Origin of the sequence: Mycobacterium sp. 1465703.0 (genome assembly GCF_001672975.1) — a bacterium.
Taxonomy (GTDB): Bacteria; Actinomycetota; Actinomycetes; order Mycobacteriales; family Mycobacteriaceae; genus Mycobacterium.
Window position 1 is genome coordinate 25,330 of sequence record NZ_LZKU01000117.1, and the last position, 11,207, is coordinate 36,536.

The 11,207-nt window shown below is 67.4% G+C and carries 12 protein-coding genes and 2 pseudogenes; 7 read left to right on the forward strand and 7 right to left on the reverse strand.

Annotated features, from left to right (window positions below):
- Positions 1-42: 42 nt before the first annotated feature.
- The 3 genes from A5625_RS10415 to A5625_RS10425 are packed head-to-tail and all read right to left on the reverse strand — an operon-like array spanning position 43 to position 1,617.
- A complete protein-coding gene (locus A5625_RS10415; RefSeq protein ID WP_066992552.1) occupies positions 43-321 on the reverse strand; it encodes a DUF2537 domain-containing protein in 279 nt (92 codons plus the stop codon).
- 10 nt (positions 322-331) lie between these two features.
- Positions 332-1,165: an RNA methyltransferase gene (locus A5625_RS10420; protein WP_066992555.1), complete on the reverse strand. Its 834-nt coding sequence runs from the start codon at positions 1,163-1,165 to the stop codon at positions 332-334.
- Positions 1,166-1,185: 20 nt separating this feature from the next.
- Complete coding sequence (locus A5625_RS10425) at positions 1,186-1,617, reverse strand: MarR family transcriptional regulator (RefSeq protein ID WP_066992558.1); 432 nt, start codon at positions 1,615-1,617, stop codon at positions 1,186-1,188.
- A gap of 201 nt (positions 1,618-1,818) precedes the next feature.
- Between A5625_RS10425 and A5625_RS10435 the strand changes: the two genes are divergently transcribed.
- Positions 1,819-2,094 carry a DUF2530 domain-containing protein gene (locus A5625_RS10435; protein WP_066992598.1) on the forward strand — a complete coding sequence of 92 codons (276 nt, stop codon included), beginning with the start codon at positions 1,819-1,821 and terminating at the stop codon, positions 2,092-2,094.
- Positions 2,095-2,106: 12 nt separating this feature from the next.
- On the forward strand, positions 2,107-2,562 hold the full coding sequence (locus tag A5625_RS10440; RefSeq protein ID WP_066992564.1) for an SRPBCC family protein: 456 nt from the start codon (positions 2,107-2,109) through the stop codon (positions 2,560-2,562).
- A 215-nt stretch (positions 2,563-2,777) separates the two neighbouring features.
- On the opposite strand, the pseudogene A5625_RS10445 reads toward A5625_RS10440, so the two are convergent.
- Positions 2,778-3,590: pseudogene (locus tag A5625_RS10445) on the reverse strand (DUF3027 domain-containing protein); the annotation flags it as partial.
- Between the two features lie 112 nt (positions 3,591-3,702).
- On the opposite strand from A5625_RS10445, the gene A5625_RS10450 reads away from it, so the two are divergent.
- Positions 3,703-5,361, forward strand: coding sequence for an MFS transporter (locus A5625_RS10450; protein ID WP_066992570.1), 1,659 nt, complete (start codon positions 3,703-3,705; stop codon positions 5,359-5,361).
- Complete coding sequence (locus tag A5625_RS10455) at positions 5,358-5,858, forward strand: DUF2771 domain-containing protein (protein ID WP_066992573.1); 501 nt, start codon at positions 5,358-5,360, stop codon at positions 5,856-5,858. The genes A5625_RS10450 and A5625_RS10455 overlap by 4 nt, the downstream gene beginning before the upstream one ends.
- Before the next feature lie 13 nt (positions 5,859-5,871).
- On the opposite strand, the gene A5625_RS10460 is transcribed toward A5625_RS10455, so the two are convergent.
- From A5625_RS10460 to A5625_RS10470, 3 genes are all read right to left on the reverse strand, one after another.
- Positions 5,872-6,876 (reverse strand): glutathione S-transferase family protein, encoded by a 1,005-nt coding sequence (locus A5625_RS10460; RefSeq protein ID WP_066992576.1) that lies wholly within the window; start codon positions 6,874-6,876, stop codon positions 5,872-5,874.
- Positions 6,877-6,960: 84 nt separating this feature from the next.
- Positions 6,961-8,889 carry an acyl-CoA dehydrogenase family protein gene (locus A5625_RS10465; RefSeq protein WP_066992579.1) on the reverse strand — a complete coding sequence of 643 codons (1,929 nt, stop codon included), beginning with the start codon at positions 8,887-8,889 and terminating at the stop codon, positions 6,961-6,963.
- A gap of 125 nt (positions 8,890-9,014) precedes the next feature.
- Positions 9,015-9,422 carry a cold-shock protein gene (locus A5625_RS10470; RefSeq protein ID WP_066992582.1) on the reverse strand — a complete coding sequence of 136 codons (408 nt, stop codon included), beginning with the start codon at positions 9,420-9,422 and terminating at the stop codon, positions 9,015-9,017.
- Between the two features lie 165 nt (positions 9,423-9,587).
- On the opposite strand from A5625_RS10470, the gene A5625_RS10475 reads away from it, so the two are divergent.
- The 3 genes and pseudogenes from A5625_RS10475 to A5625_RS10485 form a co-directional block, all read left to right on the forward strand.
- Positions 9,588-9,995: a YccF domain-containing protein gene (locus tag A5625_RS10475; RefSeq protein WP_066992585.1), complete on the forward strand. Its 408-nt coding sequence runs from the start codon at positions 9,588-9,590 to the stop codon at positions 9,993-9,995.
- The gene (moaA, locus tag A5625_RS10480; RefSeq protein WP_066992588.1) at positions 9,992-11,074 is read left to right on the forward strand and encodes a GTP 3',8-cyclase MoaA; all 1,083 of its coding nucleotides are present in this window, start codon (positions 9,992-9,994) and stop codon (positions 11,072-11,074) included. The genes A5625_RS10475 and moaA overlap by 4 nt, the downstream gene beginning before the upstream one ends.
- Positions 11,075-11,078: 4 nt before the next feature.
- Positions 11,079-11,207 (forward strand): annotated as a pseudogene (locus A5625_RS10485) (MoaD/ThiS family protein); the annotation flags it as partial.

An 11,207-nucleotide genomic window follows, 5' to 3' on the forward strand; every position in this document is an offset into this window, starting at 1 on the left:
GGCGACCCGGTTCGCCCGGCTCTGCCGCCCTCGCGATCACCACTAAGGCCGGCCTGCGGCCGTCAAGGCGAGCAGCGCCACCCACGCCACCACCACGCCCACTCCGGCACCCAGCACAAACCAGCGCAGCACCGGGGTGCGCCGCCACCCCCACAACGTCGGTGCCAGTCCCCCGGCCGCCACGATGTTGAGCGCGATGGCCAGCAGCACGTGCACCCGAACCAGCCCCAGGCTGAGCACCACTATCGCGGTGGCGGTGACCGCCGCAACGAATGCGGTCACGGTCAAACCCGTTGCCCAGGGAACGGATTCGTCTCTCATCAGCCGGAGCCTAGTCTGACTGTCCATCGTCACCTCTCGTCACCGAGTGGGCCCGCTCGTAGAACGCCAACGCAGCGGCCGTCGCGACGTTGAGCGAATCGGTGCCCCGCGACATCGGGATGCGCACCTGCACATCGCTGCACCGCAGGGTGGCCGGCGTCAGTCCTGGGCCCTCGGCGCCCACCAACACCGCGATGCGTTCATCGCGCGCGGCCGTCATCGCCTGCGCCAAGGCGCATGCGGTGTCTCGCGGCGTCATTGCCATGAGTCGGAAACCGTTCTCCCGCAAGATCTTCAGATCGGCCGGCCAGCAGTTTGCCCGGGCATACGGCACCAGCAGCGCGTGACCCATCGACACCCGGACAGCTCGGCGGTACAACGGATCGGCACAGCCGCTGCCGAACACCACCGCATCGACACCGAGCCCCGCCGCATTGCGGAAGATCGAGCCCAGGTTCTCGTGATCGTTGACCCCTTCGAGCACCGCGACGGTGCGAGCCCCGGCGACCACCTCGGCAACGCTGGGTTCGGGCACCCGACGGGCCGCCGCCAGCACGCCGCGGTTGAGGTGAAAGCCGACCACTTGGGCCATGACCTCGGCGGAGGTCCGGTAGAACGGCACGGCACTGCCGGCCAGGTCATCTGCGAGTTCGGACAGCCGGCGGTCGGTGCCCAGCAAGGCATGCGGACGGAAGCGGGACGCCAGCATGCGCTGCACCACCAGCACGCCCTCGGCAATCACCAGTCCTTTGCCGGACGGCAGATCGGGACGGCGATCGACGCTGTTCAGGTCGCGGAAATCGTCGAGCCGTGGATCACCGGGGTCGTCAACGTCGATGAGCATTCAGGGTTTTGGCCGCTGGGTCACGGGCCTTCGTCGACCAAGACCAGCATCAGATCGGCCGCGTTGCGCAGCACGTCACGCTGTTCGCTGTTCAGCGTCGCCAGTCGCTTGGTCAGCCACTCCTGGCGGGCGCGGCGGTTGGCCTTGACCAATTCGGCTCCGGACTCAGAGACCGAGACCAGCACTTGGCGCCCATCGACCGGGTGTGGCGCGCGGTCCACCAGGCCCATCTCGGCCAGCGAGGCGATCACCCGGGTCATCGACGGTGGCCGCACCCGCTCGCGAATCGCCAGGGCACCGGGTGTCATCGGGCCCTCATTGGTCAGCATCGCCAGCGCAGACAGCTGGGACAATGACACCGGGGATGACGGATTCCGGAACCGCAGTTGGCGGGCCAGCCGCATAACAGCCAGTGACAGGTCGCTGGCCAGCCGAGCATCGCTGTCAGGCATGGCGCGAGGTTACACGCACGCCCGCGAAACCGGGACACGAACCGGTGAACGACCGGTGTTGATCGTGTCGCTAAGCTGCGTGGTTCACATCGAAACGCTTGCCTGCCCGTCGCATCCGGCTTTGCTCGGCGATTTCGATCACCCTTCGCAGCAACCGGGTGGGCCGTCGGCGCACACCGGCGGCGGGCTATGTTGATCGCGATGCCCGCCGAATCGAGTCCGCCCCGCGCCGCGCCGCCGCTGCCGGCCGCGCTGCTGCACGTGTGGCCGTTCATCGCGCTCGGTGCGCTGGGCTGGATCATCGCGGTGGCCGCGGCTTTCCTGGTGTCCGCCCTGCAGAGTTGGCGTCCGGTGGCTCTGGCCGGGCTCGGCGTCGGGGTGCTGGGCACCAGCATCTTCTTGCTGCAGCTTGCCGCGGCCCGTCGCGGTGCACGCGGCGCCCAGGCCGGGCTCGAAAATTATCTCGATCACCAGTAATTCGGAGGTGCGATGGTAGCCCCGCTGTTACAGGCCCAAGTCGACATTGACGCGCCGGCGGCCAAAGTGTGGCAATTGATTTCCGATCTGCGGCGAATGCCGCAGTGGAGTCCGCAGTGTCGCTGGATGAAGCCCTTCGGCCCGATCCGTCCGGGCACCCGCACGTTCAACCTCAACCGCCGCAACCGGATGTTCTGGCCGACCACCTGCACGGTGGTCGACATCGTCCCCGACCGCAGGCTGGCATTCCGCGTCGACACCAACAACACCATCTGGAGCTATGAGCTCGAGCCCAGCGGCGAGGGCACCCGGCTGGTCGAAAGCCGTCACGCCGAAAACGGCGTCTCGGCCTTTTCGAACCTGTCGGTCAATGCACTGTTCGGCGGGACCACCAACTTCGAACGCGAACTGCTCGACGGCATGAACGCCTCGCTGGCCCGCATCAAGGCCGCCGCCGAAACCGGCTAGTCCGGCGTCTCGGTCTGCGGCGGCTCGTCAGTCCCCGCGGCTTCGGCCGCGGGCGCGGCTTCCGCCGGTGCGGCCGGCGTCTCGGGTTGAGACTCCGCGGCTTGTGCCACGGGCCCGGATTGCGACGGTTCGGCGGAAGTCTCGGGTTGAGACTCGGCGCCCTCGGGCTCCGGCTGCGCCTCTAACACCTCAGGCGATTCGACCGGCGCGGACGGCTCGACCGGCGCTTGGCTGACGTCCAGCAGGCCGTCGTCGTACGGCTGGTAGGCGGGCGACCCGGTGCCCGCCGGAGCCGGAGTGTCCGAATGAGCACCGCAGCCATAGAGCTTGTCGACGATGTGACCGTCGGCCGACAGCTCGTTCCCGCATACGCCGAACAATGAACCCAGCGATCCCGACAGCGGCAGGAAGAAGCCGCAGTCGCGGCACACCCGCTTAGTGGAACGTGCCATCGGCGAGTCGGGCCCGTAGTCACCGGTGCGCCAGCGTTCGGCTGCCTCCGCGCGCCCCTCGGCGCTCATCACCCAACGTCGGCCCAGCCCGATTTCGGCGGCGGTCTCGTCGACCTGGGGGTCACCGCTGGCGGTGTAGCCGGGAACCAGCCGCGGATCGTTGGCGGCGGGCGCCAGGAGGTCTCCGGGGCTCAGGTCGCCGGGCCGGACCCGGTGCTCCCACGGGACCCATTCCGGCGCCAGCAATGCCGTCGGCCCCGGCACCAGCACCACCTCGCTGATGGTGGCGTGGTCGGCGCCGGGATAGGCGGCCACCACGACCGCCCACTGCCATCCCTGATAGCCGGGCAGGTGCGCCAGGAACCGGTGGGTGGCGCTGTTCGGGTCTTCGTAGCTGACGCCCAGGTAATCGCCGAGCATCTCCGGCCCGCTGAACTCCGCGACGGCCGCCCTGGCCTGGTCTGCCGCGCCGGTGAGCACCGCCGCCAACCCTTCGGGCCAGTCGGCCACGGTCGCCACGGCGGATTCCACGGCAGGCTCCTCGCTGGGTGTGGTCACGCTGTCTTCTGTCTGCATTGCGTTTCCAATACTAGGTTGACGAGCCACGCCCCGTTACCTGCAGACGCATGTCGTCGCCATAGGGGAGAATTGCGACGTGTCTGGATGGCGGCAAAACAATCCGGGCCGGGTGGCCTCTCAGCCGGGCCGCCGGCCCGGCAATGGCGCTGCCTCCCAACATCCGGGCGCGGCCAACTACCCCGCCGGTAAGGCTGCCGATCGGCGCACGCGCCGCCCGTCGCCGATGCCGAGCGCCAACCGCTACCTACCCCCGCTGGGTCAGCAGCCGGAGCCGGAGCGTCGCACCAGCGAGACGTCTCGTGGCCCGGTTTCCGGTGAGCGGATCACCGTCACCCGCGCCGCCGCGCTGCGCAGCCGCGAGATGGGTTCGCGGATGTACTGGATGGTGCAGCGCGCCGCGACGGCCGACGGTGCCGACAAGTCCGGTCTGACGGCGCTGACGTGGCCCGTGGTGGCCAACTTCGCGGTCGACGCCGCGATGGCCGTCGCGCTGGCCAACACGTTGTTCTTCGCGGCGGCCGCCGGCGAGAGCAAGGGCCGCGTCGCGCTGTACCTGTTGATCACCATCGCGCCGTTCGCGGTGATCGCACCGCTGATCGGTCCGGCGCTGGACCGGCTGCAGCACGGCCGGCGCGTCGCCCTGGCGGCCTCGTTCGGCCTTCGCACCGCGTTGGCTTTGCTGCTGGTGATGAACTACGACGGCGCCACCGGCAGTTTTCCGTCGTGGGTGCTCTATCCGTGCGCACTGGCGATGATGGTCTTCTCGAAGTCGTTCAGCGTGTTGCGCAGTGCGGTGACCCCGCGGGTGATGCCGCCGAGCATCGACCTGGTCCGGGTCAACGCGCGGCTGACGACGTTCGGTCTGCTGGGCGGCACCATCGTCGGCGGCGCGATAGCCGGTGGTGTCGAATTCGTCTGCACCCACCTGTTCAAGCTGCCCGGGGCGTTGTTCGTGGTGATCGCGGTGACGATCGCCGGCGCGTCGCTGTCCATGCGGATCCCGCGCTGGGTCGAGGTGACCGCCGGTGAGGTTCCCGCCACCTTGAGCTACCGCCGCGACAGCGAACCGCTGCGGCGAAGCTGGCCCGATGAGGTCAAGAAGGTCAGCGGAACACTCCGGCAACCGTTGGGCCGCAACATCATCACCTCGCTGTGGGGTAACTGCACCATCAAGGTCATGGTGGGCTTCCTGTTCCTGTATCCCGCGTTCGTAGCCAAGGCACATCAGGCCAACGGCTGGGCCCAGGTCGCCATGCTCGGGGTGATCGGCGCCGCCGCCGGCATCGGCAATTTCGTCGGCAACTTCACCAGCGCACGCCTGAAGCTGGGCAGGCCCGCCGCGCTGGTGGTGCGCTGCACGGTGGCGGTGAGCGCTGTCGCGCTGGCCGCCGCGGTGGCCGGCAACCTGGTGCTGGCCGTGATCGCCACCCTGGTCACGTCGGGGGCCAGCGCCATCGCGAAGGCCTCACTGGACGCCTCGCTGCAGAACGATCTGCCCGAGGAATCCCGGGCATCGGGATTCGGGCGCTCGGAGTCGACGCTGCAGTTGGCCTGGGTGCTGGGCGGCGCGCTGGGAGTGTTGGTGTACACCGAACTGTGGGTCGGTTTCACCGCGGTCACTGCGCTGCTCATCCTGGGCCTGGCGCAGACGCTGGTCAGCTTCCGCGGCAACTCGCTGATTCCCGGCCTGGGAGGAAATAGGCCGATCATGGTCGAGCAGGAGGGCACGCGCCGCGGGGTCGGCGCTCCGGCGGTGGTAGCCGAGTGAAATCCGGAAGCAAGCGGGGTGTGGCCGTGCTGCTCGCCTGCCTGGTGGCGCTGCTGTGCGTCGGCGCCGGGGTGGGCACCTGGCTGCTGGTGGGCCGTTCCGGGCCGCAACACCCGCAGATCAGCGCCTATTCGCACGGCCACCTCACCCGGGTCGGGCCCTACCTGTATTGCAACGTGCTCAACCTCGAAGACTGTGAGACACCGCAGAGTCAGGGCGAGCTACCGGTCAGCGAGCGCTATCCGGTTCAGCTTTCAGTGCCCGATGCCATTTACCGGGCGCCCTGGCGGCTGCTGCAGGTGTACGACGACCCCACCAACACCAAGAGCACGATCTTTCGCCCCGGCACCCGGTTCGCCGTGACGATCCCGTCGGTCGACCCGCAGCGCGGGCGGCTGGCCGGAATCGTCGTGCAGTTGCTGACGTTGGCCGTGGATCCCGCGGGCGAGCTGCGCGACGTCCCGCACGCGGAATGGTCGGTGCGGCTGACCTTCTGAGGATCCGCCGGGCTCAGGCCCCGTGGCCAGCGGGCACCTGCTCGCCCTCCACCGGCGGCCCGGGAGGTGTGCCTTTCCCGAACGGCTTGCCGCCCAAGCTTTCCCGCCCATGCGGGGACAGCCAATTGGCCAGATCGGGGCCCTTGGGCACGATCTTGGTGGGGTTGATATCGGCGTGAACGATGTAATAGTGCTGCTTGATCTGGACGAAGTCGACGGTGTCGCCGAATCCGGGCGTCTGAAACAGGTCGCGCGCGTAGGCCCACAGCACCGGCATTTCGGTCAATTTGCTGCGATTGCATTTGAAATGCCCGTGATAAACCGGGTCGAAGCGGGCCAGCGTGGTGAACAACCGGACGTCGGCCTCGGTGATGGTGTCGCCCACCAGGAATCGCTGATTGGCCAGCCGTTCGCTCACCCAGTCCAACGCCGCGAACAACCGGTCGTAGGCGGCCTCGTAGGCCTGCTGCGAACCGGCGAAGCCGCTCCGATACACACCGTTGTTGATCTCGGTGTAGATCCTCTTGCTCACCTCGTCGATCTCCGCGCGCAGGTGCTCGGGATATAGCTCAGGTGCGCCGTCGCGGTGGTAGGCGGACCACTCCGTCGAGAGATCCAGGGTCATCTGCGCGAAGTCATTGGTGACCACCGCCCCGGTCGGCACATCGACGATGGCCGGGACCGTGATGCCTTTCGGGTAGTCGGGAAAACGCTTGAAGTAGGCGTCTTGCAGGCGCGGGACCTTCAGTACCGGGTCGACGCCGCCGGGATCGAGATCGAACGTCCAGCTGCGCTCGTCATGGGTGGGGCCGCAAAAACCAATGGAGAGAACGCTTTCGAGGCCCAGCAAGCGGCGGACGATGATCGCCCGGTTAGCCCACGGACACGCGCGGGCGACGATGAGCCGGTACCGGCCGGGCTCTACCGGATAGCCGTCTTGCCCGTCGGCTGTGATGCGGGTGGTGATGTAGTTGGTGTCGCGGGTGAATTCGCCTGCCTGCGCAACATAGGAAGCCATATCTCCCATAGTCGCTCAAGAACCGGCCGTTGCCGAGCGGTAGCTCAAATTCGCCGCGCCCGAATCGAGTATGGAGGGCCGGCCTCAGGTAGTGAGGAATCGCCGGGCCACATTGGTCTCGGTCGAAGCGCCCTCTTCCCAGTGAGCGATCCACGGCCCGGTGCCTTCGGACTGATCGAGGATGCCGTCCTCAAGCCAGCTGTAGCTGCCCTGCACCAGGTTGCGGGTCAGCTGAACATCGCTGCTGTCGGTGTTGTCCCACAACGCGCGAAACTGCTCCTCCACCCGGATAGCCGCTTGCTGGCAGAACGTTTCGGCCAGCTCGTAGGCCTGCTGACCGATCGCCGGATCGGCGGTGCGCTGTGACTCCGCCCGCACACACGCCGCGGACATGGCAAACAGCTCGGCACCGATGTCGACGATGCGCCCGAGGAAGCCCTGTCGCTGCTCCAGCTTGGCCTGCCAGCGTGCCATCCCGTAGAAGGTGTTGCGGGCCAGCTTGCGGCTGGAGCGTTCGACGAAGCGCAGGTGCGACGCCAGCGGGCCGAACTCGTGGTACGCCCGCGGACGCTGCCCTTCACCGAAAACCAGCTGGGGCAGCCACTTTGCGTAGAACCCGCTCGCACCGACCGCCGCGGCAGCCTTCTGCCGCAAGCCGGTGTCGGGTTTGGCGAGGTCACCGGCCGCAGCGAGATGGGCATCGACCGCCTCACGAGCGATGAGCAGCCTCATGATCTCGCTGGATCCCTCGAAGATGCGGTTGATCCGCAGGTCCCGCAACACCTGCTCGACCGGCACCGCACGTTCGCCGCGCGCGGCCAGCGACTCCGCGGTCTCATAACCCCGCCCACCCCGAATCTGCATGACCTCATCGGCGATCAGGCAGGCCATCTCGCTGGACCACAACTTTGCCAACGCCGCCTCGATGCGGATGTCGTTGCGCCCTTCGTCGGCCATTTGCGCGGACAGCTCGAGCACCGCGTCAAGGGCGTAGTTGGTCGCGGCGATGAACGAGAGCTTTTTGGCCACCGCTTCGTGTTCAGCCAGCCGTTTGCCCCACTGCACACGCTCACCGGACCATTCGCGCGCTATCTTCAGCGCCCACTTCGACGAGCCGGTGGCACTGGCCGGGATCGACAACCGTCCGGCGTTGAGCGTGGTCAGCGCGATCTTCAGGCCGTCGCCTTCCCGGCCGATCAGGTTTTCGCTCGGGACCCGGACCTTATCCAGTCTGGTGACGCCGTTCTCGATGCCGCGCAGCCCCATGAATTTGTTGCGCCGCTCGACGGTGATGCCGGGCGAATCCGCCTCGACGACAAAGGCGCTGATGCCACCTCGATGCCCGTCGCCCTTGGGGACTCGGGCCATCACCACCAGCAATTCGGCGACCACGCCGTTGGTGGTCCACAACTTCACGCCATCGAGTTCGTAGGCCTTCCCGTCCTCAACCGGTGTCGCGGTCGAGGCCAGCCGTGCCGGGTCGGAGCCCACGTCGGGTTCAGTGAGCAAGAATGCGGATATGGCCCCAGCGGCGCACCGCGGCAAGAACTTCCGTTTCTGATCGGGTGTTCCGGCGAGCTTGAGCGGCTCGGGTACCCCGATGGATTGATGAGCCGACAGCAACGCGCCCAGACTGGGATGAACACTCGTCACCATCATCAGAGCCCGGTTGTAGGCGACTTGCGACATATTCAGGCCGCCGTAATCGGCCGGTATTTTCATGCCGAAGCAGCCCAAGTCGGCCAGACCCTTTACGTACTCATCGGGGATTTGCGCATCGCGTTCAATGACGCTGCCGTCCACGGTTCCCAGGAACTCCCGCAACTTGTCGAGAAAGGCACGGGTGCGGCCCTCGTCAGCATCAGAAGGGGTGGGAAACGGGTGTATCAACTCCAGCGGAAAACGACCAAGAAACAGCTCTTTTGCGAAAGACGGTTTTTCCCAGCCTGTTTCGCGTGATTCCTCGGCGAGTGCTCTCGCTTGCTCTTCGGTGACCTGCACTTGCTGCGCCATCACAGCCTCCTAGCTCGACGACCGCCGTGGGGGGTGAGTACCCCCGTGCGCGCATCGCCACCCCTGCTCGGCTGCAGACGCTGATGCCTCTTAGTCAGCGCCGGCTGACGCGGAGCGACGCAGCGTCAGGCGTCGAGTTCCCGGGCCACCGCCTTGACCACCTCGGAAACCCGCCGGGCGGTCTTGCGGTCCGGGTAACGGCCCTTGCGCAACTCGGGCTGCACGGTGCTTTCCAGCAGCGTGATCATGTCTTCGACCATGCCGTGCAGCTCGTCGGGGTTGTGCTTGTGTTCGGCGGGTGCCTCGCGACGCGACTTGGTCAGGCTGGGTGGCGGCTCAATCAGCTTGAGGCTCAACGCTTGCGGACCGCGCCGCCCGGAGGCGATGCCGAACTCCACCCGCTGGCCCGCCTTGAGGCCTTCGACCCCGGCGGGCAAAGCCGACGAGCGGACGTAGACGTCTTCGCCGTCCTCTTGCGACAGGAAGCCGAAGCCCTTCTCAGCGTCGTACCACTTAACCTTGCCCGTCGGCACTGGTCTCACCTGCTTGTCTAACGGATCAATAGAAATAGGCAACGCAATAAGCGTCCCGCCTACGCAGGACGCCGTATTAGGAGTCTGATCCTACTCGGATGCCCGGCTAACGAGCACCCCCGTTATTCGTCACTGGGTACGCTTGGTAATAACCGCGGAGGAGATATGCGCCTGATCCTTAACGTCATCTGGTTAGTCTTCGGCGGCCTCTGGATGGCCGTCGGGTACCTGGCTGCGGCGCTGCTGAGCTTTCTGCTCATCATCACCATTCCCTTTGGCTTCGCGTCGCTTCGGATCGCCTCCTACGCGTTGTGGCCGTTCGGCCGCACGATCGTGGACAAGCCGACCGCGGGCTCCGGCGCACTGATCGGCAACGTCATCTGGGTGGTGCTGTTCGGGGTGTGGCTGGCGATCGGTCATCTGGTCAGCGCTGCGGCCATGGCGTTGACCATCGTCGGCATTCCGCTGGCCCTGGCCAACCTAAAACTGATTCCAGTGTCGCTGATGCCGCTGGGTAAGCACATCGTGCCGGTCAGCTCGCCGACTCAGCACGTGCCGCCGGTGGCCGCATGACGCTGACGGCGCTGGGCGTCCCCTCGGTACCGAGCCGCGTTGACGGCCCGGCCGGTCTCACAGCTGCGCCGGCCACCGGCCCGCTGGTGGACACCTATGGGCGAGTCGCCTCCGATCTGCGGGTCTCGCTGACCGATCGCTGCAACCTGCGGTGCAGCTATTGCATGCCGGCCGAGGGCCTGAACTGGCTGCCGGGCGAGCAACTGCTCAGTCCCGACGAGCTGGCCAGGCTGATGCATATCGCGGTCACCCGCTTGGGGGTGACCAGCGTGCGGTTCACCGGCGGCGAGCCGTTGCTGGCCCGGCACCTCGAACAGGTGGTCGCTGCGGCCGCCGCCCTGCAGCCCCGCCCGGAGATTTCGCTGACCACCAACGGGGTCGGACTGGCGCGACGGGCCGCCGGGCTCGCGCTGGCCGGTCTGAACCGCGTCAACGTCTCGCTGGACAGCGTGGATCGGCAGCATTTCGCCGCCATCACCCGGCGCGACCGGCTCGCCGACGTGCTGGCCGGCCTGGTCGCGGCCAAAGAGGCCGGTTTGACCCCGGTTAAGGTGAACGCCGTGCTCGACCCCGCCACCGGACGCCAGGACGTGGTGGGGCTGTTGCGGTTCTGCCTCGAGCACGGATATCAGTTGCGCGTCATCGAACAAATGCCGCTGGATGCGGGGCACCAGTGGCGCCGGGACGCGGCGCTGAGCGCCGATGACGTGCTGGCGGCGCTGCGCCCGCACTTTCGGCTGCGGCCGGACCCGGCGCCGCGCGGCTCGGCTCCTGCCGAGCTCTGGCTCGTCGACACCGGCCCGGGCACACCGAGCGGAAAGTTCGGCGTGATCGCGTCGGTCTCGCACGCCTTCTGCGCGGCGTGTGACCGCACCCGGTTGACGGCCGACGGCCAGATCCGCAGCTGCCTGTTCGCCGAACAGGAAACCGATCTTCGGGGCCTGCTACGCAGCGATGTGTCCGACGATGCGATCGAGGCGGCGTGGCGTACCGCGATGTGGGGCAAGCCGGCCGGTCACGGCATCAACGACCCGGACTTCATCCAGCCCGACCGCCCGATGAGCGCGATCGGTGGCTAGCCCCATGGGACAGGCCCCTGTCCAATCGAACGGAATCCAGGTGACGGTGCGCTACTTCGCGGCCGCCCGCGCCGCCGCGGGCATCGAGTCGGAGACGGTGGTGCTGCGCCCCGGAACGACGGTCGGCGACCTG